This window comes from Actinopolymorpha sp. B9G3, from assembly GCF_040120725.1.
Taxonomy (GTDB): Bacteria; Actinomycetota; Actinomycetes; order Propionibacteriales; family Actinopolymorphaceae; genus Thermasporomyces.
Window position 1 is genome coordinate 522048 of record NZ_JBEEAB010000003.1, and the last position, 21286, is coordinate 543333.

A 21286-nucleotide genomic window follows, 5' to 3' on the forward strand; every position below is an offset into this window, starting at 1 on the left:
TGCTGCACCCCTTGGCGGTCGGTTTGGTGCCATAAGTCCGGCCTGGGTCGGGAACGGGTGACACCATACGGACCGGTCGACCGTTCTCATGACGGACAATGGAACGACCGGGTGGTGCACGCCTCAGAGCGGTTGAGAGGGACGACATGTCGAATCGCACGTGGTGGATCGTCGGTGGCGTGGGTGTCAGCCTGCTCGCCTGGATTCTGCTTCCCTGGTGGGCGACCCTGCTGATCGTGCTTGCTGTGGTCGGCGCGCCGATCGCCGGTTACCTGATGCTCGACGACTCGCAGCGCCGGCGGCTTCGCCGGATCCGGGACCGGCGGCAGCTCGGACGGTGAGGGCGCCGGGCCGGGGGTTTCTCGACAGGTATCCCGCCGACCTCGCCGAGTGGCAGGACGACGAACGGCTGGTGAGTCGCGGCTTCGTCCACGGCTGGCGTTCCCAGGTGGCGCCGGGCAACGGCGAAGCCTTCTTCGATGCGCTTGTCCGGTCACTGGTGAGCCCCAGCTTCGTCGTGGCCGATATCGGCTGTGGACATGGGGGGTACGCCCAGACGTTGGCCCCGCTGTGCCGGCACGTGATCGGGGTCGACGGCGATCCCGGCGTCATCGACCTGGCCCGGCAACTTGCCACCGAACGCGGCGTGGCCAACATCGACTTTCGCGTCCTCCGCCTCGATGAGGGTGCCGGTGAGAACGGTGCCGGTGAGAACGGTGCCGGTGAGAACGGTGCCGGCAGCGGGTTGAGCGACGGTGGCGCGGGCGTCGGCGTGCCGGACGCGAGCGTGGACGTGTTCGTCTGCCGGCGCGGGCCGATCTTCGCGAAGTGGCTCGACCCCTCGCTCCGGGCGGCGCGTCCCGGTGCGGTCGCCGTCGGCATGCACCCGACCGGTCCTGCGGGCGCCGTCCCGCCATGGAACGCCGACCTGCCCGAGCCGCAGCGAATCGAGCGCGTCTTCGGCTACGACGAGGTACGCGGATGGGTGACCTCCGGCATCGACCAGGCAGCGGGGCGGATCCACCTCGACGGGTGCTGGTGGTTCGACGTGGCGGAGACCTTCGATGAACCCGCGGAGCTCTACGCCAAGCTCGCTGGGCGTCGCGGGGGCGTTCCGTCATGGCCGGCTGTCAAGGAAGACCTGACACGACTCTTCACGGCGTACGGCGGGACCCTCGAACTCCGGCACTGCCGCCTCGTGTGGCAGGCGTCCTTCCGCTGACCCGAACCAGTGGGGTGGACTCCGTGACGCGCACGTCGTTGGATGAGGGCCGCCGTGCAACGAAGAAGGCTTGGATGAAGGCGCCCCTGTCGCGAGGAGCGATTGGATGAGGGCGCCCCTGTCGCCACAGAGGCGCGGACCCGTTCGACGCCGAAAGAGGTGAGCCACATGTCTGGCCCGGAACCGACCGCGTTCGTCGTCAACGAGACCCCCACCGTCGTCGACGCCGACCGGGAGACGCCGCTGGTCTACGTACTCCGGCACGATCTCGCTCTCTACGGCGTACGCCCCGGCTGCGCGGTCGGAGAGTGCGGCGCCTGCGTCGTGCTCGTCGACGGCCGGCCGGAGCGTTCCTGCCAGCTCTCTCTCGCCGCCGCCGAGGGGACGAGGATCACCACACCGGAGGGGCTCGGCACACCCGAGGAGCCGCACGAGATCCAGCAGGCGTTCCTCGACGAACAGGCGGCCCAGTGCGGCTACTGCCTCAACGGCATCATCATGTCGACGGCCGGCCTGCTGGCCCGCGAGCCCAGTCCCGACGAGGCCGCCATCCAGGAAGCCCTCGAAGGTCACCTGTGCCGGTGCGGTACGCATCACCGGATCCTCCGGGCTGTCCGCAAGCTCGCCGGTCAGACGCTCCCGCCCTGCGCTGCCGTCGTACGACCGGATTCCACCCTGCTCACCGATCCACGCGGACTCGCGGCCGCCGGGCCCGCCGACGTGGACCTTCCGGGCGCGCTACGTGGCGCCCCGAACGTCGAGGACTGGCTCAGACCACTCCCCGACGGCCGGATCGAGGCCCGCAGCGGCCGGTCGGAACTCGGCCAAGGAGTACGTACTGCTCTCGCCCAGGTCGTCGCCGCCGAGCTCGACGTACCGGTGGACCGGATCGTCGTCCGCCAGGCCGCGACCGACGCGACCCCGGACGAGGGCTACACGGCCGGCAGCGCCTCACTCGAGCAGGGCGGTACGGCGCTGGCGATGGCGGCCGCGGCGTTCCGCCGGCTTCGGGCCGAAGGCTGCCCGCCGCTAGGGCCCATCCGCCCGGACGACCGCCCGCGCTGGACCAGCCCATCCGCGGAGGGTGCAAGTGCGGGCGGTGCTCCTGCGGTCGGTGTTCCAGCGACAGGGGCGACCGCGCCAGGGGGAGCGGTGGGCCAGCCGGTCCACCGCATCGACCTGACCGCGAAGCTCACCGGCGCGCCGGCCTACGTCCACGATCTGGCACTGCCTGGACTCCTGCACGCCCGCGCGCTCCTCCCGCCGACCTACGACGCGGCGTTGACCAGCGTGGATGTAGACGCCGCACAGACGATGCCCGGCGTGCGGGCCGTGGTCCACGACGGCCGCCTCGTCGTCGTGGTGGCCGACCGCGAGGAGCAGGCCGTCGCCGGCGTACGACGTCTCGCCCGGTCCGCACGCTGGGAACCCGCGCCGCTGGTCGACGGCAGCGACGCCTCCGATGACACACGGCGAGCGCAGCCCGTACGCCAGTCCGTTGTCGAGGAGCCCGGCGTGACCGAGGCACTCGCCGCCGGGCGGCAGGTCCACGCGTCGTACGCCAAACCGCACGAGGCGCACGCCTCCATCGCGCCGTCCGCTGCCGTCGCCCTCGCCGCTGTTGGGCCGGGCGCCGGGGTTGAGCCGGATGCCGAGGTTGAGCCGGGCGCCGGTGCCGAACCGGGCCCCGTGCCAGAACCGGCCGCGCTCACGGTCTGGACGCACAGCCAGGGCGTCTATCCGCTGCGGCGGGAGCTGGCGGCGCTGCTCGGCGTCGACGCCGACACCCTCACCGTCCGCCACGTTGACGGTCCTGGCTGCTACGGGCACAACGGCGCCGACGACGCGGCCGGCTTCGCGGCGCTGGCAGCCCGGGCGGTGCCCGGCAGGCCGGTGCGGTTCCAGTTCTCGGTGCGGGACGAGTTCACCTGGGAGCCGTACGGACCGGCGATGCAGGCCGACCTCGACGCCAGCCTCGACACCTCCGGAAGGATCACCGGCTGGCGGCACCACATCCGTACCGGTGCACACACCTCCCGACCGCACGGCACAGGCGACCGCCTGATGGTGGCGTGGCTGCGCGCGGGCGGTCCGGCGCGGCCGTGGGCGGGCGGCGGGGAAGGGGGAGTACGCAGCGCCCTTCCGGCGTACGACATCCCCGCCCGCGAGATCGTCGGCGACTACGTGAAGGGACCGTTGCGGACATCGGCGCTGCGCAGCCTCGGCGCCTACTTCAACACGTTCGCGATCGAGTCGTTCATGGACGAGCTCGCCGAGGCCGCCGGCAAGGATCCGGTGGAGTTCCGGCTCGCGCACCTCTCGGATCCGCGGGCGCGCGCGGTACTGGAGACTGCCGCCGAACGCGCCGGCTGGCAGACGCGGATCGGCCCGAGTGGGCGCGGTCAGGGCGTGGCGGTGGCGAGGTACAAGGGGTCGAAGGCCTACGCCGCGCTCGTCGTCGACGCGGGCGTGAACACGACGACGGCAGCGGTGACCGTACGCCGCGTCGTGGCCGCCTGCGACGCTGGCGTCATCGTCAACCCCGACGGCCTCGCGAACCAGATCGAGGGCGGCATCCTGCAGGGCCTGAGCCGGGCGCTCCACGAGGAGGTGCGCCACGGCACCGACGGGATCGAGAGCGTCGACTGGACGAGCTATCCGATACTTCCGTTCTCCGGCGTACCCACCCTCGATCTCGTCCTGCTCGACCGCCCCGGCCTGCCGCCGCTCGGCGCGGGGGAGGCGTCCACGCCAGTGGCACCGGCCGCCCTCGCCAACGCGGTCGACGACGCTGTCGGCATCCGGATGCGTACCCTCCCGATCACACCGGACCGACTCCGCGCCCGGCTGGAGGAACTGACCGACGACGAGCTTGCCCGCGTCCTCGCCTGATCGACCTACGACAGTCAGCTCGGCTGCGGATAGCCCTCGTGGACGACCGGAGTGCCGACGAGTTCGACGCCGGCCTCTCGCATCTCGCGCACCGCGGCCTCCGTCGTGTCCGCGCGAACGCCCGCCGTCATGTCGAGGAGTACGCGGGTACGAAAGCCCTCCCGCGCCGCGTCCACGGCAGTGGCCCGTACGCAGTGATCGGTGGCGATCCCGACGAGATCCACCTGGTCGACGTCGTGGGACCGGAGCCACTCGGCCAGTCCCTTCCCCTCGATCGACCTCCCCTCGAAGGCGGAGTATCCGTGGGAGTACTCGCCACAGTTGAAGACCGCGTCGAACGGCTGCGGGTCGATGTTCGGGTGGAAGCCGGCTCCGTCGGTCCCCGCGACGCAGTGCGGCGGCCAGCTCGTCACATAGTCGGGCTCGGTGGAGAAATGCTCACCCGGATCGATGTGGTGGTCCCGGGTCGCGACCACGTGGTCGTACGCCTTGTCGCGTTCTTCGGCCTCGTGCCAGGCGCCGAGGACCTCGCCGATCGCGAAGGCCACCTCAGCCCCGCCGTGCACAGGCAGGCTGCCTCCTTCACAGAAGTCGTTCTGGACATCGACGACGATCAGCGCCCGTGTCATCGCACCTCTCCTCCTTCCAGGACCTCATTCCCGCGCGTGTTCTTCGTACGCCGTCGGAATCGCCGGCTCGCCGCGAGACAGCTGCAGGGCGGCCGGCGGCAACTCGCCCCGGCTGCGCTGGTGACGCTCGCGGGCGGCGTCGAGTGGTTCGCGGCCGACAACCTCGCCGTTCTTCACCAGGGGGACCAACAGCGGCCGGCCCAACCGCTCGTCCTCCGGCCGTGTCGACACGACCTCGGCGACGGCGATCCCGTTGTCGAGTTGGCGTACGGCCCACTTGCGTCCCTTGTGGGTCGGCTTTCCGGTCGACGCCTTCGCGACGCCGATCAGGGGAGCGTCCGGGTCAGCGGTCGTGGAACGGGCGACCAGCTTGTAGACGAACTCCGCGGTCGGGTAGCCGCTGCCGGTGACCAGCGCGGTGCCGACGCCGTACGCATCGGCGGGCGCGGCGGCCAGCCCGGCCAGGGCGTACTCGTCCAGGTCGCCGCTCACCAGGATCCGGGTCTCCGTCGCGCCCAGCTCGTCCAGCTGGGCCCGTACCTCGTGGGCGAGCACCGGGAGGTCGCCGGAGTCGATCCGGACGGCGCCGAGTCGGGTGCCGGCCGCCTCGACGGCCCTTCGCACGGCGGCACGGACGTCGAACGTGTCGACGAGCAGCGTCGTGCTCGCGCCGAGCGCGGCTACCTGGGCGTCGAACGCCGCGCGCTCCGAGTCGAACAGCAGTGTGAACGCGTGCGCGCTGGTACCCCTGGTGGGGATGCCGTAGGTGCGACCGGCCGCGAGGTTGGACGTCGCCGCGAAGCCCGCGAGGTAGGCGGCGCGGGCGGCCGCCACCGCCGCCACCTCATGCGTACGTCGCGAACCCATCTCGACGATCGGGCGGGACCCGGCTGCCGTCGTCATCCGAGACGCCGCCGACGCGATCGCCGAGTCGTGGTTCAGGATCGACAGCGAGACGGTCTCGAGCAGGACAGCCTCGGCGAAGGTCGACTCCACCACCAGGATCGGCGAACCCGGAAAGTAACACTCTCCCTCGGCATAGCCCCAGATGTCGCCGGAGAACCGGTACGACGCCAGCCAGTCGGCGGTTCGCTCGTCGATGACGTCGTTGCGGGCGAGGTGGTCGAGGGTGTCGTCATCGAACCGGAACCGCTCCAACGCCTCGAGGAACCGCCCCGTGCCGCCGACCACGCCGTAGCGACGACCGTCCGGAAGTCGGCGGGCGAACACCTCGAACACGGCACGCCGATGCGCGGTGCCGTCGGCGAGGGCGGACCGGAGCATGGTGAGCTCGTACCGGTCGGTGAACAGCGCCGTCGAGGAGGTGCCGGTGGACATCTCGTCCATAGGGCCGAGCCTAGACCGCGGCGCGCCAACGCCGTTCAGCCTTCACGCCCTGGCGGCTCGTTGTGGTGGGCCACGCGCCGTTCGGACCGTTCTGGGGGGTGCGAGGAGAGGGGAACGCCCGACAGATGCCACGATGGGACGGTGAGCGGGACCGCACCAGTGGAGCTCGAACGGCCGGACATCGAGGACGTCGTCCGCCCGGACACGCCGTGGGTGACCATTGTCTGGAATGACCCGGTCAACCTCATGTCGTACGTCACGTACGTCTTCCAGTCCTACTTCGGCTACCAGCGGAAGAAGGCGGAGAAGCTCATGATGGACGTCCATGAGAAGGGCAAGGCCGTCGTCTCCAACGGCACGCGGGAAGAGATGGAACGCGATGTCGAGGCGATGCACTCCTACGGTCTGTGGGCGACCCTGCAGAAGAGTGGTGACACATGAGGTGTGACGCCGCTGGCAATGCGGCCGGGCAGACGACGACTGGGGACACATGACGACCGGATTTCGGGCCCGACACGGAGTGGTGTCGGCGACGTTCGTCGCGGAGGAGGCGCACATCCTCCGTGGACTGGTCGGTGAGCTGGTGGAGTTGATCCGCGACGAGGCGCCGTCGTCGACGCCGCCCGCGGACAGCCTCGCCGCCCTCGTCGGCCATCTGGGCTCGACCGAGCCGCCCGACGACGAGGTGCTCGCGCGGCTCTTCCCGAATGCCTACGCCGATGATGAGGAAGCGGCGGGGGAGTTCCGGCGGTTCACCGAACACGGCCTGCGCGACGGCAAGGTCAAGAACGCCGAAGCCGTCCTGGAGTCGCTCGGCGACCCGGCGTACTCCGACCAGGTGACCGTCTCGATCAACCCCGACGAGATCCAGGCCTGGCTGCGTACGCTCACCGATCTCCGGCTCGCCCTCGCCACCCGGCTGGGGGTCGAGCAGGACGACGAGGCCCGCTGGGAGGCGCTGCCCGAGGACGATCGCCGGCGCCAGGTGTACGGCGTCTACATCTGGCTGGGGTGGCTCCAGGAGTCGCTGGTCTCGGCGATCAGCTGAGCCTGCCTTCCGCGACCGGCCGCCGGCCACGGTTGGCGGGAGGGTGCGGTTGGGTCGGCTGGATAGGGTCGGGCTGTGCTGACCATCGACCAGGCCACCCGCGACAAGATCGTCGCCCACGCCCGCGCTGACCATCCCGACGAGGCGTGTGGCGTGGTCGCCGGGCCCGCAGGCTCCAACCGGCCCGAACGCTTCGTACCCATGGTCAATGCCGAGCGCTCGCCGACGTTCTTCCGGTTCGACCCGCAGGAGCAGTTCAGAGTGTGGCGGGAGATGGACGACCGCGACGAGGAACCGATCGTGATCTACCATTCGCACACCGCCACCGAGGCCTACCCGTCGCGTACCGACATCTCCTACGCGGCGGAGCCGGATGCCCACTATGTCGTCGTGTCGACCAGGGACGGCGCCGATGCGGGTGGCGAGGTCGAGTTCCGGTCCTACCGCATCATCGACGGCGAGGTCACCGAAGAGAAGGTCCAGGTGGTCCCGGCCTACGACGGCCGCGCGAACAACTAGCGCTTCGGTCATCTCCCGCCTCGCTCCCGCCAGATGTGTCCGGGTCTCGTTCATTGCGAAGTTGTGGTGAACCAGGTCGGCGGCCCGTTAACCGTTTCTTCGCAATGAACGCGGCCGGTCCCCCCTGTGGATACCTGAGACGGGCCGGTGGGTGACCCGGGCAAGCTGTCCGGATGCCCGCTCCGTCCGACCTTCCTTCTGAGTTGCTGTCCGGGCCGTTCACCGTGTCGTACGCCGAGAGCCTCGGGATCTCGCGGACAGTTGCTCTTGCGGGACGTGCCCGTCCGGGACGACGGGATGGTCCATGTGACGGTTCCGGCGCCCACCTCGCGTCCCAGGGTCCACGGCATCGTCGGCCATGCCACGAGCGACGGTGAGGCGGTCACGCTCGTCGAGGGGCGAGCAGTGGTGATGCCTGAGCGGAATTTCACCGAGCTTTCGGCTCATCTCTCGCTGGTGGATCTCCTGATCCTCGGCGACGCCCTGGTACGTCACGGGTGGACGAGTCGCGAGGCGTTGATCCGGTCGGCGGACGCCTCTCCTCGACGCCCTGGGCTGCGGCTGGCCCGGGCGACCGCGAGGTTGGTCAGGCCACGGGTCGACTCGCCAATGGAGACGAGGACCCGGCTGCTGCTCCTCCTCGCGGGCCTGCCGTGCCCTGAACCAGGATGGGAAATCCACGACGAGTTCGGCCAGTGGGTGGCGACGGCAGACCTGCAGTACCCAGAGCAGAAGATCGCCCTGGAGTACGACGGTGACCTCCACCGCACGCTCAAGCGGAAGTGGCGAAACGACGTTCGCGCCTGCGAGGAACTCCGCGACCTGGGCTGGATCGTCATCGTCCTCACAGCCGACGACATCACCGCCCGGCCGGAGGAGTTGCTCTGGCGGGTCCAGAAGGCGCTGCTCGACCGGGACCATCCGGATGTACCTCAGGTCTTGAATCCGCAGTGGCAGGCGTTGTTCCCGCCCAACCGGTCGTACTCGGAAGCGCCGATCATGATCGACACCACCCTGTGATGCAGCAGGTGGTTGTGCGGGTTGGCCAGCGCTCCCGCGACGAGGCGATCCGCCGGACCTCCCACCTGAGGTGAGACCGTAGACTCCAAGGCGTGGAGCTCTTCCTCCTCGGGCACACGGCCCCCGTCGTCGTCTACGACTGTTCGGGCCACTGATCCCGACTGCCGAGATCATCGCCGGCTCGGCTGCCGGAGGTCCCGGACGCTCGATCAAACCGGAATCGGCCGTCCATCCCCTGTCGGAATCCCCTGTCGGAATCCCCGTGCGGCAGCCCGTGTTGTGGCACTTGGCGCGTATGACGACGAGCGAAGGAGTACATCACCGATGGCTATCGAGGTCCGTATCCCGACGATTCTCCGTACCCACACCGGGGGCGCCAAGACCGTCGAGGGCGCTGGCGCGACATTGCAGGAGCTGCTCGACGACCTGGAGGCCCGCCACGCCGGGCTGAAGTCCCGACTGGTCGACGAGGGTGATCTTCGCAAGTTCGTCAACGTCTACGTCAACGACGAGGACGTCCGCTTCCGGGGCGGCCTCGGCGCGTCCGTCGAGGACGGCGATGTCGTGACGGTCCTTCCCGCCGTCGCGGGCGGCTGAGCCGGGGGTCCGTCAGCCATGCGTTACGCCTCGCATCTCGACGCCGTGGGCCAGACCCCGCTGGTCGGGCTGCCGCGCATGTCTCCGACCTCGGACGTACGCCTGTGGGCCAAGCTCGAGGATCGGAACCCCACGGGTTCGGTCAAGGACCGCGCGGCCCTGCGGATGATCGTCGAGGCCGAGAAGGACGGACTCCTGCGTCCCGGAGCCACCATTCTCGAGCCGACGTCGGGCAACACCGGCATCTCCCTGGCGATGGCGGCGAAGCTCAAGGGCTACCGCCTCGTCTGCGTCATGCCGGAGAACACCTCGGCCGAGCGCCGGCAGCTGCTTCGCATGTGGGGCGCCGAGATCGTCTCCTCGCCAGCGGCCGGGGGGTCCAACGAGGCCGTCCGCGTCGCCAAGCAGCTCGCTGAGGAGCATCCGGACTGGGTGATGCTCTACCAGTACGGCAACCCGGCCAACGCCCTCGCCCACTACGAAGGCACCGCACCGGAGATCCTGGCCGACCTGCCGAGCGTCACCCACGTCGTCGCGGGCCTCGGCACGACCGGGACACTCATGGGCGTCGGCAGGTTCTTCCACGAGCACAAGCCGGACGTCACGATCGTCGCGGCCGAACCGAGGTACGGCGAGCTGGTCTACGGCCTGCGCAACCTCGACGAAGGATTCGTTCCGGAGCTGTACGACGCTCGCATGATCGACTCCCGCTTCTCGGTCGGCCCGCGCGACGCGGTACGTCGGGTGAGGGAACTGCTCGACCTCGAGGGCATCTTCGCCGGCATCTCCACCGGTGCCGTCCTGCACGCCGCGATCGCCCAGGCCCATCAGGCCGTCAAGGCGGGCAGGAGCGCCGACATCGTGGCGATCGTCGCCGATGGCGGATGGAAGTACCTCTCCACAGGTGCGTACGAAGGAACTCTCGACGAGGCCGAGGAGACTCTCGACTGCCAGCTGTGGGCGTGACGGAACACGGTGAGGCCTCTGACGAACACACCGGGTCACGGAACACGCCCAGGCGCTCGATGACCGAGGTTGGCCGGTTTGTCGAGACTTGAGAGTTGATGCAACCACATGAGCGGTTCGTGGGTTTGCATTCCATGACGCGCCCGGGACGGCGGACCGGGGAGGTTCGGGGGAACACTCAGGCACGCGCGGTCGGACGGAGGACACATGCTCGACCCAGGGTCACCTGGAGCGGGCTGGTGGGAGGAACCGACTGTCGTGCTGACGAGCCGCCGACAGGTGGGGCGCCGAGGGGGCTCGGCCTGGCCGACGGACGCAGCCCAGGTGCGTTCGCGGGCCTAGGCCGAGCCCCGTAAGACTTGTGCGAGTTTCTCCCCGCGACGGCGAAGTCTGGACGGGTGCGAATAGCGGCCCCGGGCCAGGGTTGGTGCCCGTAGGCTGGCGGCCGTGTCAGACTCGCCGATCGGCATCTTCGACTCGGGTTTCGGCGGCCTCACCGTCGCCCGGGCGGTCATGGACCAGCTCCCGCACGAATCCGTCCTCTACCTCGCCGACACCGCGCGCTACCCGTACGGCGAGAAGGGCATCGCCGACGTCCGCAAGATCGCCCTCGAATCCCTCGACCACCTGGTCGACCAGGGCGTCAAGCTGCTCGTGATCGCCTGTAACTCGGCAAGTGCCGCGGTGCTCCGTGACGCGCGGGAACGCTACTCGGTCCCGGTCGTGGAGGTGATCCTTCCGGCCACGCGGCGAGCGGTGTCCGCGACGAGGACCGGCCAGGTCGGCGTCATCTGCACCCGGGCCACCGCGACCTCCCAGGCCTACGACGATGCGTTTGCGGCGGCACCCCACGTCACGTTGCACACCCGGGCCTGCCCACGGTTCGTGGAGTTCGTCGAACGCGGCCTGACCAGCGGTCCGGAACTCCTCGCCGAGGCGCACCGCTACCTCGATCCGCTCGCGGCGGCCAAGATCGACACGCTGGTCCTCGGGTGCACCCACTACCCTCTCCTGACGGGAGTGATCTCGTACGTCATGGGCTCTGCGGTCACCCTGGTCTCGAGTGCCGAGGAGACGGCGAACGACGTGTACGCACGGCTGGTCGGCGGGGGCCTGGCGCGGGACGACGCCCTGTCGCCGCCGAAGCACCGGTTCCTCACCACCGGGGATCCGGAGGCGTTCATGGCGATCGGTGGGCGGTTCCTCGGTCCGGAGATCGCGTTCGTCGAGGAAGTGGCCTAAAGGAGTGGGCATGCGGCTCACCGTCGTGGGATGCTCCGGGTCGTTTCCCGGGCCGGATTCGCCGGCGTCGTGCTACCTGGTCGAGGTTCCCCATGGTGGGCGTACCTTCCGGCTCGTCCTCGATCTCGGCAACGGCGCGTTCGGTGCCCTGCAACGCCACGTCGACCCGTACTCCGTGGACGTGGTGGGACTCTCCCACCTGCATGCGGACCACTGCCTGGACCTGTGTTCGTACTACGTCGCTCGGAAGTACCATCCGGGTGGTCCACGGACGGTGATCCCGGTCTACGGCCCGTTCGGTACGGCCGACCGGCTGGCCGTCGCCTACGGCCTCCCGCTCGAGCCCGGTATGCGGGACGTGTTCGACTTCCGGGCCTGGCTGACCGGAGGCGCACGGCAGATCGGGCCGATGGACGTCTCGGTGGCGCCGGCCTGCCACCCGGTCGAGGCGTACCTCATCAGGCTGGAGCATCAGGGTCGTTCGCTCGTCTACACCGGCGACACGGGCCCGACCGACGCGCTCGTGGAACTCGCCCGCGGAGCCGACGTTTTGGTGAGCGAGGCGACGTTCCGTGACGGCGACTCGAACCCGCCGGACGTCCACCTGACCGGCCGACAGGCGGGGGAGTACGCCCATCGCGCCGGCGTCGGTCGGCTCGTGATCACGCACGTGCCGCCGTGGTACGCACCCGAGGACCTTGCCGCTGAGGCGCGCGCCGCCTACGACGGGCCGGTGGAGATCGCCCACGCTGGCGCGGCGTACGACATCTGAGCCCAAGGGGAATGATCACGCAGGCGTGATCATTCCCAACGACACGCGGCAAACTCACCGTGCGTCGTTGGTCATTGCCTTGTAAGGCGGTAGCGCCCGGCCGGGCAAGAGTTTGCGGGACGTTCGACCGGCGGTCACGTCGGGTGCGGACAACCTCCTACCGGCTGACCCAGCCTGGTCGCCGTGACCTGTGCGACGCGGGAGCTGCGGTACGTCGCCCTCGGCGACAGCCTGACCCTCGGGATCGGCGACCTCACGACCTCCGGATGGCGGGGGTGGGCGGCGCTCCTTGCGGAGTCGCTGACGTCGACGTACGACCTCACGTTCCACAACCTCGCCCAGGCTGGCGCGACCACCACGCACGTCCGCGACCGGCAACTGCCCGAGGCGCTGGCCCTGCGGCCCCAGCTGGCGTCGGTGATCGTCGGCGTCAACGACACGATGCGGTCGAGCTTCGACGCGGACCGGGTGCGCGCCGACCTCTTCGGGACCGCCGAGAAGCTCACCCGGGCGGGGGCTGACCTCCTGATGGTGCGGTTCCACGACCACAGCCGGGTCTTCGGGTTGCCGAGGCTGCTGGCCGGACCGTTGGCCCGGCGAATCGAGGCGGTGAACGGGGTGTACGACGAGATCCACGCCGCCTTCGGTGGTGCGTACATCGATCTCGCCGCCTCGCCCGCCGTCTACGCGCGCGAGGCCTGGAGCGTCGACCGACTCCATCCGTCGGAGCTGGGGCACCGGCTGCTCGCGCGTACGTGTGCCGAGGGGCTCGGCGCTGTGGGTGTGCGGTCGTCGCCCACGGGCGTCGAACGCGGCGGTGGCATCGCCTTGTCCCGTAGGGCGGAGCTGGCCTGGCTGGCGACCAAGGGCGTGCCGTGGTTGGGTCGCAGGACCCGCGACCTGGCACCGTGGGCGGCCCGGCTTGCCGTCGGGGAGGTGGCGGCGGTGCTGCGCCGCCGCGGCGCGCCCGCGACGAGTCGTTCCTGAGCGTCGCCCAGCCCTTCGGTCTGTCGCCGCCCGCGTACCCTCGCGGAGGCGGCGCAGCAGCAGGCGCCGCTGCACGGGATCCGGTGGTGCCGCCGGTAGGGTCGTACGCATGGTGAGAGTCGACGACCGCTCCGCGGATCAGCTGCGTCCTGTCCAGATCACCCGCGGGTGGCTCGACCATGCCGAAGGGTCGGCTCTGGTGGAGTTCGGGCGTACCCGCGTGCTGTGTGCGGCCAGCGTGACGGAGAGCGTCCCCCGCTGGCGCCGGGACTCCGGCCTCGGCTGGGTCACCGCCGAGTACTCGATGCTGCCGCGTTCGACCAACACCCGAAGCGACCGCGAGTCGGTGAAGGGACGGCTGGGTGGACGCACGATGGAGATCTCCCGGCTCATCGGCAGGTCTCTGCGCGCGGTCATCGACTTCAAGGCGCTCGGCGAGAACACCATCGTGCTCGACTGCGACGTCCTGCAGGCCGACGGCGGCACCCGGACCGCGGCGATCACCGGCGCCTACGTCGCACTCGTCGACGCCGTGCGCTATCTCGATGGCCGCGGCTCGCTCCGGGGCGACGCCCTCACCGACTCGGTGTCGGCGATCTCGGTCGGCATCGTCGACGACGCGCCCCTGCTCGACCTCTGTTACGAAGAGGACGTCCGCGCCCAGACCGACATGAACGTCGTGATGACCGGCGACGGGCGTTTCGTCGAGGTGCAGGGGACGGCCGAGGGCGACCCGTTCGACCGCAAACTGCTCGACGAACTGCTGGAGCTGGCCGGCGTCGGATGCGCGGAGCTGGCGCACATCCAGGCAGAGGTTCTTGCCAAGGAGCTTCCGCCGAGGTCCGGTCAGTGACGCGCGCCCGCGACGCGGTTGCGGCCGAATCGGTGACGCGGTCGGGTGACACGGTTGAGGCGGAGTCGGCGGTGCGGTCGGGTGACACGGTTGAGGCGGGATCGGTGACGAGTACGGGTACGCCGGTGGACCGGTCGGTCCGGCCGAAGGTCCTGCTCGCCACCCACAACCGCGGCAAGCTCGTCGAGATGGCCCGGATCCTCACCCCGCTGGTGTCCGCTGTCGAGGTCCTCAGCCTTGACGACGTTCCTGCCTACGACGAGCCCGCCGAGACCGAGCCGACCTTCGACGGAAATGCCAGGCTCAAGGCGCACGCTGCGCTCGCCCACTCGGGTCTGCCGTCCGTAGCGGACGACAGCGGCCTGTGTGTCGACGCTTTGAACGGCATGCCGGGCGTCCTCTCCGCGCGTTGGGCCGGTCGGGGAGAGAACCGACCCCGTGGGTACGAACTCCTGCTCGACCAACTGGCCGAGGTGCCTGACGAGCGCCGTGGAGCGTACTTCGTGGCCTGCATGGTGCTGGTCCTGCCCGACGGCACAGAGCACGTCGTCGAGGGCCGAATGCCAGGGAGGATCGCGCGGGAGCCGGCGGGAGACGGCGGGTTCGGCTACGACCCCGTGTTCGTTCCCGACGGCGAAACGCGGACCGCCGCCCAGCTTCCGCCGGCCGAGAAGGACGCCCTGAGCCACCGGGGCAAGGCGGTCCGCGCCATGGCGCCCCTCATCGCCGCCGCCCTGACTCAGCGCTGACGCTCACTGTCCCCGCACCCTCGCCGGCCTGCAGTGAGATCATGAAGTGAAAACGGACCATGAAGGCTTTCGGGGCCATAGCTCCGCGGCACCTTCATGATCACGATCATGATCACGGGAGGGCGGGGGAGCCCGCGGGGCCGACGGGGGCGTAGTCGAGGCACCTGGTCGGTCGGGCGTCGGGCGTCGGGCCCGGTATGACGGCCTGCACGGTGACCAGTCCCTTGTCCTGGAACCACACCACCCGGAACCGCGGCAGCAGCGGTGACACGAGGGCGTACCTGCTCGGCACACCGTCGTACAGCGGGACGACATCGCCTGTCACCAGCCAGATCCGCCGCGCGGCCGCCAGTTCGCGCGGCAGGGGACAGTCCGCCCGCGGGGTGGTCGTCGCGGTCGGTATCGCGCGGTACGCCCGGTCGAGCGGAAGGTGCAGCCGCGGGGCATACACCCGTACCGCCGCCCGGTCGCCGTTGCCGACGAGCAGGACATCGCCGGGTTCCCACTTCGCGGCCACGAAGCTCAACGCACCGCGGTAGTCGTCGACGCCGTACAGGTAGGTCAGGTCGTGAACGAGCCGCGTCGGCGGCGTCCAGCACACGGCGAGGACGGCCGCCGCGGTCGTGGTCCCGGCGACGGCCGCCACCATCCGGTCACCGACCGCCGGCCAGCCACTCGGTCCCCCCGACCTCGCCGTCCACCCGCGAACCACGCGGACTGCCCGTCCCGCCACGGCGTCGACCAGGATGCCGAGGCAGAGCAGTAGCGAAGGAACGCAGAAGAGCACCAGCCGCCGCCCGAACGGATAGAGCCCCAGCACCCCCACGGTGTACGCCGCCACCAGTGGCAGGACCAGCAGCATCGCGATGGCGGCACCGCGGCGGAACGCGATCAGTGCCCCGACGACGACCAGCGCGGCCCCCCACGTCGTCGGGAAGCCGAGCTCGCGGACGGCGAACTCACCGAACACGAACCTGTGCCAGTCCCACCAGCCGGCCAGACCTCCACCGTGCGTCGTGTGACCGCTCGGTCCGAGAAACGCCGCCCAGTACGTCAGGAAGTCGGGCGCCTGGCTCGTCAGGTGCCGCGCGTAGAGTGCCGCCGCCAGGACCGACACTGCCGGCGCGACGAGCCAGCCCGCAGCGCGGCGCAGCGTCACTTCGCCACGCCACGTCCGCACGAGCGTCACCCAGCCAGCGACCAACGGCGCCGCCAGCATGAAGGCGTGGGACAGCCACGGCAGGACGACGAGCGACGCGTACCACCACAGATCGGTCCGCCGGAAGCCGCTGTGCCGGGCGCTGACACCAACCCCGTCACCGCCCTCCCCGCCTTGAGCGACGGTCGGCTCGGCACCACGCGCCAGCAGCAGTACGCCGAGCAGCACCAACCACGTCACGGCCAACGCGTCCGTGGCGTACTGCTTCGTCTGCACGGTGTAGAAGACCAGTTCCGAGAGGGTCGCGAGCAGGATCAGCGGCACCACGATGGCCCAGCGGTAGCGGACCAGACGGATGCCGAGCACCGCCACGAGCACCAACAAGGCACAGCCTGATCCGAGCGTCACCAGCCGGTAGGTGCGTTCGCCGTCGCCGGCGACCGCCGTCACCGCGCGGACCACGAGGAGCCACAGCGGCGGCGCGGACTGCGTGTCGGCCAGCCGCCCGAGCAGTGCCGCAGCCGGGTAGGCGTCGAGGCTCTGGACCAGGCCGAGTTCGTCACGCCAGAACGCGCGGTCCTGCCACCACAACACGAGCCGTACCGCGATGCCCGCGGCCACAGCCAGGGAGACGGCGGCGGTCGCGGGGTGCGGGGACCGCCAGAGTCTTTCCCCTGGACGGAGCCTCAGCGCCGGCCGCCGGAGAGTCGGGTACGCGCCAGGATCCACAACGCCTCGACCCCGTCGCGCCAGGTGAGCTTCTTGCCCTGCGCCCGGGTGCGAGCGCGGTAGGAGATCGGCACTTCGTACGGCCGATAGCCCCGACGCAGCAGCTTGCCGGTGATCTCGGCCTCCATGCCGAAGCCTGCCGAACGGATGTCGAGTTCGCGGTAGAGCGTGAGCGGCATCAGTTTGAAACAGGTCTCGAGGTCGCGGATGTAGCAGTTGAAGAGCACGTTGGCGAATGTCGTGACGGCCCTGTTGCCGAGGACGAACCAGAAGGAGTACGAGGTGTGGCTCGAGAACGTCCTGGTGCCGTAGACCACCTCGGCGTCTTGGGAGATGACAGGAGCAAGCAGCCTCGGGATGTCGGCCGGGTCGTATTCGAGGTCGGCGTCACAGACCACGAAGAAGTCGCCGGTCGCGATGCTGGCGGCCGTACGGATGGCCGCACCCTTGCCGCGGTTGACGGTGTGCCGGTGGACAACGACCCGCCGGTCGTCGATCTGGTCGAGGAGTTCAGGGGTGGCGTCGCGGCTGCCGTCATCGACGATGATGACCTCTACCTCGCACGGGTAGTCAACGTCGAGGACCCGTTTGAGGACACGGCTGAAGGTCGCTTCCTCGTTGTAGACAGGTACGAGGATGGAGAGCTTCACCGGGCATTCCCCCACGAGACGTTGGTGCGAGAAGAGGAGCGAGGACATCAGCTCCGGCGAGTAGCCCCGACTGAGGGCTGACAGGAGGATTGACGTCCCCGTGCCAGCGGGTCGGCGTGACCACCGGAGGTGGATCCGGCCGCGTCGCCCAGCGTCGTCGGCCGCGTGCGAGAGAAGGGAGTCGAACCCTCACGCCCGAAGGCACCGAATCCTAAGTCCGGCGCGTCTGCCATTCCGCCACTCTCGCGCCCGGGCGTGCCTGCGGCAGCCCATCAGCGGCGGCTCAGTCTACGGTCTCGGCCGCCACCCGCCGACGACCTCCTGCCGGGACCCGCCGCCGAGGGCGTCAGACGCCGAGTTCGCGGCGCAGCTTGGCGACGTGCCCGGTGGCCCGGACGCCGTACTGCGCGACCTCGATCCGGCCGTCCTCGCCGACGATGAACGTCGAACGGATCACCCCTGTGACCGTCTTGCCGTACATCTGCTTCTCGCCGTACGCACCCCACGCGGTCAGCATCTGCCGGTCGGGATCGGAGAGAAGCGGAAACGTCAGACCCTCCTTCTCGCGGAACTTCGCGAGGGCCGCCGGCTTGTCCGGCGAGATCCCGAGCACGGCATATCCCGCCGCGGCCAGCGAGTCCAGCGAGTCGCGGAAGTCGCAGGCCTGCTTGGTGCAGCCGGGGGTCATGGCGGCCGGGTAGGCGTAGACGATCACCTTCTGGCCACGGTGGTCGGCGAGGGCGACGCTCTTGCCGTCGGCGTCGTCGAGGGTGAAGTCGGGTGCCGGGTCGCCCGGGCTGAGTCGAGGTGCGGGGGCCACTGGTCCTCCAGGTCGGACGGAATGAGACGGGGGGTCTTGTTGCAAGTTGTTTGCATGTAAGAATGACCGGCGAAATGTGATCAGTCCAGGATTGCCATCATCTCTCAAGGTGGAGCATCTCCCAGACCGGAGACATCCCGCCCAGACCTCCCAGTCCCGAGGAGGACCAGTGCACGTACCCGACGGCTTCCTCGACGCGCCCACGTCGGTCGCGACGGGCGTCGCTGCGGCCGCGGTCGTGGGCGTCGCTCTCCGCGGGGCGCGCCGCGAGCTCGACGACCGGACGGCACCTCTGACCGGACTGGTCGCGGCGTTCGTGTTCGCGGTCCAGATGCTCAACTTCCCGGTCGGCGCCGGCACCAGCGGGCACCTGCTCGGCGGCGCACTCGCCGCGGTCCTCGTCGGCCCTTGGACGGCCGTGCTGTGTCTGACCGTCGTCCTGGCGGTCCAGGCACTCTTCTTCGCCGACGGCGGAATCACGGCGCTGGGCACCAACATCACCCTGATGGGCGTCGTGACGGTCATTGCCGGGTGGGTGATCTTCACGCTCGTCCTCCGGCTGCTGCCGAGGCGGCCCGGGTCGGCGGCGCCGGCGGCGTTCGTGGCCGCGCTGATCTCGGTGCCGGTCTCCGCACTGTGTTTCGTCGGCCTCTACGCCGTGGGCGGAACGGCCGAGATCTCGCTCGGCGCACTCATGGCCGCCATGCTCGGCTGGCACGTCCTGATCGGGATCGGCGAGGCCGCCATCACCGCCGCGACCGTGGCCAGCATCGTGGCGGTCCGGCCCGACCTGGTCCACGGCGCCCGAGGCCTGCTTGCCGGGCAGGCCCTCCTCATCCGTACGTCCCGCGCCATGTCGAAGGAGGCCGCCTCATGAGCGAACGCGTCGACGCCGGTACGCAACCGAGCCCGACCCAGCCGAGCCCGACCCGCCGGCCCCGGGTACGGACGAAGGTGGTCGTGCTCGTCGGCGTCGTGGTCGCGGTCCTGCTCGCGGGCGGGGTGAGCTACTTCGCCTCCGGCAGCCCGGACGGGCTCAACCGGGTCGCCGAGGACCTCGGTTTCGGCGATCGGGCCCGCGACAGCGCCACTGCTGGGTCGCCGCTCGCCGACTACGGCGTCAGGGGTGTGGAGCATCCGGTCCTGTCCGGTGGGCTCGCGGGAGTCGCGGGCGTCCTGGTCGTTCTCGCCCTGGGAAGTGGTCTGGCCTACGCCGTGCGCCGGCGGACCCGGACGCCCCAACCCTCGACGCCCTCCACCGACCGTGCCACCGGCGCTTCCGCCGTCGAGGCCACCAGTCGCTCCACCGACGGCTGACAGATGGGCGCGGTCCATACGCACCGGCTCTACGTCCACGGCCATTCGGTCGTGCACCGGCTCCCGCCGCACTGCAAGCTCGTCGCGCTCGTCGCCTTCGTCCTCGTGGTCGTCGCGACGCCGCGCACCGCGTTCTGGGCGTTCGGGTGCTATGCCGCACTCCTGATCGCCGTCGCCCTGCTCGCCCAGGTGCCGCTGCCGTTCGTCGCCACGCGCATGGTGGTCGAGGCGCCGGTGGTGGTGTTCGCGGTGCTCCTGCCGTTCATCGCGCAGGGGCCGCGCATGGACGTGCTCGGCGTGTCCGTGTCGGAGGCTGGCCTGCTGTCGGGCTGGAACGTCCTGGCCAAGGCCACCCTGGGTGTTGTCACGTCGATCCTGTTCGCGGCGACGACCGACCAGCGCGACCTGCTGGTCGGGATGCAGCGGCTGCGGGTGCCGGGTCAGCTCGTCCAGATCATGGCGTTCATGGTGCGCTACCTCGACGTGGTCACCGACCAGATGGGGCGGATGCGTACGGCGAGGGCTGCCCGGGCGTTCACCCCGCGCGGACCGCGGGCGTGGCCCGTCCTCGCCCAGTCGGCCGGAGCGTTGTTCATCCGGTCCTACGAACGCGGTGAACGTGTCCACCTCGCGATGCTTTCCCGCGGCTACTCCGGTCGGCTGCCGGACCTGCCCGGAGCCCCGGCGTACCCCTCACGCCGGGCATGGCTTCTCGCCCTGGCACTCCCGGCGACCGCGCTGGCAGTGGCGTTCGTCGCCTGGTGGACACCATGACCGCCGCGCCGCCGCAGACCGAGCACACCAGGTCGAGCGCGCCCGTCCTCGAACTCCGTGGCCTGGCATACGCCTATCCCGACGGCCACCAGGCGCTCTACGGCGTCGACCTCACGGTCACCCGCGGCGAGCGGGTCGCCGTCCTCGGCCCCAACGGCGCGGGCAAGACCACGCTCGTTCTGCACCTCAACGGCATCCTCATCCCGGGATTGGGATCAGTACGCATCGACGGTATGCAGGTCGGTGCGGAGACGATCCGGGAGGTACGCCGGCGGGTCGGCGTCGTCTTCCAGGACCCCGACGACCAGCTGTTCATGCCGAGTGTGCGCGACGACGTGGCGTTCGGCCCGGCCAACCTCGGCCTGCGCGGCGGAGAGCTCGACGCCCGGGTCGACGAGGCGCTGCGGCAGGTCGGGATGGGCGACTTCGCCGATCGCCCGCCTCACCACCTGTCCTTCGGCCAGCGGCGTCGGGTCGCGGTGGCGACCGTCCTCGCGATGCGGCCGTCGATCCTCGTCCTCGACGAGCCGTCCAGCAACCTGGACCCGGCCAGCCGCCGGGAGCTGGCGGAGATCCTCCGCCGGTTGGACGTGACCGTGCTCATGGTGACCCACGATCTTCCGTACGCCCTGGAACTCTGCGAACGCTCGGTCATCCTCGACGGCGGCACGATCGTCGCCGACGGACCGACTCCCCTCGTCCTCGGTGACGCCCAACTGATGGCGGCACACCGACTGGAACTTCCGTACGGCTTCGACCCGCGCTTGGCGGATCGCACCCGCTGAGCTGGCTGGGCCCGGGCGCGCTGACTCGCCCGCACGTTTCGCCATGGCTCGGGCTTTTGTGGTCAGAGCGCTCGTTTGGGGTAACCCCGCGAAGATCTGAGGCGCACATGAGCGATCTGCCACACTGAAGTGATCACCGCGATCGTGGGGTTCGGATGCGAGCGAGGTGACGTGATCGTGACGATCGGGCCCGCCTGTGGCGCCGGGAA

The 21286-nt window shown here is 70.1% G+C and carries 23 protein-coding genes and 1 tRNA gene; 18 read left to right on the forward strand and 6 right to left on the reverse strand.

Annotated elements, in window-relative coordinates; genetic code table 11:
* Nucleotides 1-146 precede the first annotated feature (146 nt).
* From ABNF93_RS08545 to ABNF93_RS08555, 3 genes are all read left to right on the forward strand, one after another.
* Nucleotides 147-341 carry a tail-anchor membrane protein gene (locus ABNF93_RS08545; protein WP_349327248.1) on the forward strand — a complete coding sequence of 65 codons (195 nt, stop codon included), beginning with the start codon at nt 147-149 and terminating at the stop codon, nt 339-341.
* Entirely contained in the window at nt 338-1222 is an 885-nt protein-coding gene (locus tag ABNF93_RS08550) for a class I SAM-dependent methyltransferase (RefSeq protein ID WP_349327250.1), read from the forward strand. The genes ABNF93_RS08545 and ABNF93_RS08550 overlap by 4 nt, the downstream gene beginning before the upstream one ends.
* 168 nt (nt 1223-1390) lie before the next feature.
* Complete coding sequence (locus tag ABNF93_RS08555) at nt 1391-4114, forward strand: molybdopterin cofactor-binding domain-containing protein (protein WP_349327251.1); 2724 nt, start codon at nt 1391-1393, stop codon at nt 4112-4114.
* A gap of 14 nt (nt 4115-4128) precedes the next feature.
* On the opposite strand, the gene ABNF93_RS08560 is transcribed toward ABNF93_RS08555, so the two are convergent.
* Both ABNF93_RS08560 and ABNF93_RS08565 read right to left on the reverse strand, forming a co-directional pair.
* Nucleotides 4129-4743 carry an isochorismatase family protein gene (locus ABNF93_RS08560; protein WP_349327252.1) on the reverse strand — a complete coding sequence of 205 codons (615 nt, stop codon included), beginning with the start codon at nt 4741-4743 and terminating at the stop codon, nt 4129-4131.
* A 24-nt stretch (nt 4744-4767) separates the two neighbouring features.
* On the reverse strand, nt 4768-6090 hold the full coding sequence (locus tag ABNF93_RS08565; RefSeq protein ID WP_349327253.1) for a nicotinate phosphoribosyltransferase: 1323 nt from the start codon (nt 6088-6090) through the stop codon (nt 4768-4770).
* A 141-nt stretch (nt 6091-6231) separates the two neighbouring features.
* Between ABNF93_RS08565 and clpS the strand changes: the two genes are divergently transcribed.
* The 11 genes from clpS (at nt 6232) to rdgB (ending at nt 14843) form a co-directional block, all read left to right on the forward strand.
* On the forward strand, nt 6232-6531 hold the full coding sequence (gene clpS, locus ABNF93_RS08570) for an ATP-dependent Clp protease adapter ClpS (protein WP_349327255.1): 300 nt from the start codon (nt 6232-6234) through the stop codon (nt 6529-6531).
* Between the two features lie 49 nt (nt 6532-6580).
* Nucleotides 6581-7138: a DUF2017 domain-containing protein gene (locus ABNF93_RS08575; protein WP_349327256.1), complete on the forward strand. Its 558-nt coding sequence runs from the start codon at nt 6581-6583 to the stop codon at nt 7136-7138.
* Between the two features lie 75 nt (nt 7139-7213).
* Nucleotides 7214-7657: a M67 family metallopeptidase gene (locus ABNF93_RS08580; protein ID WP_349327257.1), complete on the forward strand. Its 444-nt coding sequence runs from the start codon at nt 7214-7216 to the stop codon at nt 7655-7657.
* 276 nt (nt 7658-7933) lie between these two features.
* On the forward strand, nt 7934-8677 hold the full coding sequence (locus ABNF93_RS08585; protein WP_349327258.1) for a putative endonuclease domain-containing protein: 744 nt from the start codon (nt 7934-7936) through the stop codon (nt 8675-8677).
* Between the two features lie 324 nt (nt 8678-9001).
* Nucleotides 9002-9274 (forward strand): MoaD family protein, encoded by a 273-nt coding sequence (locus ABNF93_RS08590; RefSeq protein WP_349327259.1) that lies wholly within the window; start codon nt 9002-9004, stop codon nt 9272-9274.
* 18 nt (nt 9275-9292) lie between these two features.
* Nucleotides 9293-10240 carry a PLP-dependent cysteine synthase family protein gene (locus tag ABNF93_RS08595; RefSeq protein ID WP_349327260.1) on the forward strand — a complete coding sequence of 316 codons (948 nt, stop codon included), beginning with the start codon at nt 9293-9295 and terminating at the stop codon, nt 10238-10240.
* Nucleotides 10241-10687: 447 nt separating this feature from the next.
* Nucleotides 10688-11482 carry a glutamate racemase gene (murI, locus tag ABNF93_RS08600; protein WP_349327261.1) on the forward strand — a complete coding sequence of 265 codons (795 nt, stop codon included), beginning with the start codon at nt 10688-10690 and terminating at the stop codon, nt 11480-11482.
* A 10-nt stretch (nt 11483-11492) separates the two neighbouring features.
* A complete protein-coding gene (locus ABNF93_RS08605; RefSeq protein WP_349327263.1) occupies nt 11493-12254 on the forward strand; it encodes an MBL fold metallo-hydrolase in 762 nt (253 codons plus the stop codon).
* Between the two features lie 183 nt (nt 12255-12437).
* Nucleotides 12438-13241 carry an SGNH/GDSL hydrolase family protein gene (locus tag ABNF93_RS08610; protein ID WP_349327264.1) on the forward strand — a complete coding sequence of 268 codons (804 nt, stop codon included), beginning with the start codon at nt 12438-12440 and terminating at the stop codon, nt 13239-13241.
* Nucleotides 13242-13350: 109 nt separating this feature from the next.
* A complete protein-coding gene (gene rph, locus ABNF93_RS08615; RefSeq protein ID WP_349327265.1) occupies nt 13351-14094 on the forward strand; it encodes a ribonuclease PH in 744 nt (247 codons plus the stop codon).
* The gene (gene rdgB / locus ABNF93_RS08620) at nt 14091-14843 is read left to right on the forward strand and encodes an RdgB/HAM1 family non-canonical purine NTP pyrophosphatase (protein ID WP_349327266.1); all 753 of its coding nucleotides are present in this window, start codon (nt 14091-14093) and stop codon (nt 14841-14843) included. The genes rph and rdgB overlap by 4 nt, the downstream gene beginning before the upstream one ends.
* A 112-nt stretch (nt 14844-14955) precedes the next feature.
* Here the strand turns inward: rdgB and ABNF93_RS08625 are convergent, their stop codons facing one another.
* From ABNF93_RS08625 to bcp, 4 genes are all read right to left on the reverse strand, one after another.
* A complete protein-coding gene (locus ABNF93_RS08625) occupies nt 14956-16623 on the reverse strand; it encodes a hypothetical protein (RefSeq protein WP_349327268.1) in 1668 nt (555 codons plus the stop codon).
* A 65-nt stretch (nt 16624-16688) separates the two neighbouring features.
* A complete protein-coding gene (locus ABNF93_RS08630; RefSeq protein ID WP_349327269.1) occupies nt 16689-17381 on the reverse strand; it encodes a glycosyltransferase family 2 protein in 693 nt (230 codons plus the stop codon).
* A 166-nt stretch (nt 17382-17547) separates the two neighbouring features.
* Nucleotides 17548-17628: transfer RNA gene (locus tag ABNF93_RS08635), tRNA-Leu, on the reverse strand.
* A 99-nt stretch (nt 17629-17727) separates the two neighbouring features.
* Nucleotides 17728-18201 carry a thioredoxin-dependent thiol peroxidase gene (gene bcp, locus ABNF93_RS08640; protein ID WP_349327270.1) on the reverse strand — a complete coding sequence of 158 codons (474 nt, stop codon included), beginning with the start codon at nt 18199-18201 and terminating at the stop codon, nt 17728-17730.
* A gap of 169 nt (nt 18202-18370) precedes the next feature.
* Between bcp and ABNF93_RS08645 the strand changes: the two genes are divergently transcribed.
* Genes ABNF93_RS08645 through ABNF93_RS08660 form a run of 4 tightly spaced genes read left to right on the forward strand, consistent with a single transcriptional unit; the run spans nt 18371 to nt 21077 of the window.
* The gene (locus ABNF93_RS08645; RefSeq protein ID WP_349327271.1) at nt 18371-19078 is read left to right on the forward strand and encodes an energy-coupling factor ABC transporter permease; all 708 of its coding nucleotides are present in this window, start codon (nt 18371-18373) and stop codon (nt 19076-19078) included.
* The gene (locus ABNF93_RS08650) at nt 19075-19518 is read left to right on the forward strand and encodes a PDGLE domain-containing protein (protein WP_349327272.1); all 444 of its coding nucleotides are present in this window, start codon (nt 19075-19077) and stop codon (nt 19516-19518) included. Before ABNF93_RS08645 ends, ABNF93_RS08650 begins: the two co-directional genes overlap by 4 nt.
* A 3-nt stretch (nt 19519-19521) precedes the next feature.
* Nucleotides 19522-20292 (forward strand): cobalt ECF transporter T component CbiQ, encoded by a 771-nt coding sequence (gene cbiQ, locus ABNF93_RS08655; protein ID WP_349327273.1) that lies wholly within the window; start codon nt 19522-19524, stop codon nt 20290-20292.
* Nucleotides 20289-21077, forward strand: a complete 789-nt coding sequence (locus ABNF93_RS08660) for an energy-coupling factor ABC transporter ATP-binding protein (protein ID WP_349327275.1) — start codon at nt 20289-20291, stop codon at nt 21075-21077. Before cbiQ ends, ABNF93_RS08660 begins: the two co-directional genes overlap by 4 nt.
* Nucleotides 21078-21286: the final 209 nt, after the last annotated feature.

What these genes read in the sequence shown, in the direction of transcription:
- ABNF93_RS08660 (WP_349327275.1), top strand. Translation starts at nt 20,289, where the DNA reads ATGACCGCCGCGCCGCCGCAGACCGAGCACACCAGGTCGAGCGCGCCC.
- ABNF93_RS08650 (WP_349327272.1), top strand. Translation starts at nt 19,075, where the DNA reads ATGAGCGAACGCGTCGACGCCGGTACGCAACCGAGCCCGACCCAGCCG.
- ABNF93_RS08545 (WP_349327248.1), top strand. Translation starts at nt 147, where the DNA reads ATGTCGAATCGCACGTGGTGGATCGTCGGTGGCGTGGGTGTCAGCCTG.
- ABNF93_RS08605 (WP_349327263.1), top strand. Translation starts at nt 11,493, where the DNA reads ATGCGGCTCACCGTCGTGGGATGCTCCGGGTCGTTTCCCGGGCCGGAT.
- ABNF93_RS08565 (WP_349327253.1), bottom strand. Translation starts at nt 6,090, where the DNA reads ATGGACGAGATGTCCACCGGCACCTCCTCGACGGCGCTGTTCACCGAC.
- ABNF93_RS08595 (WP_349327260.1), top strand. Translation starts at nt 9,293, where the DNA reads ATGCGTTACGCCTCGCATCTCGACGCCGTGGGCCAGACCCCGCTGGTC.
- ABNF93_RS08560 (WP_349327252.1), bottom strand. Translation starts at nt 4,743, where the DNA reads ATGACACGGGCGCTGATCGTCGTCGATGTCCAGAACGACTTCTGTGAA.
- ABNF93_RS08575 (WP_349327256.1), top strand. Translation starts at nt 6,581, where the DNA reads ATGACGACCGGATTTCGGGCCCGACACGGAGTGGTGTCGGCGACGTTC.
- ABNF93_RS08590 (WP_349327259.1), top strand. Translation starts at nt 9,002, where the DNA reads ATGGCTATCGAGGTCCGTATCCCGACGATTCTCCGTACCCACACCGGG.
- ABNF93_RS08555 (WP_349327251.1), top strand. Translation starts at nt 1,391, where the DNA reads ATGTCTGGCCCGGAACCGACCGCGTTCGTCGTCAACGAGACCCCCACC.
- rph (WP_349327265.1), top strand. Translation starts at nt 13,351, where the DNA reads ATGGTGAGAGTCGACGACCGCTCCGCGGATCAGCTGCGTCCTGTCCAG.
- cbiQ (WP_349327273.1), top strand. Translation starts at nt 19,522, where the DNA reads ATGGGCGCGGTCCATACGCACCGGCTCTACGTCCACGGCCATTCGGTC.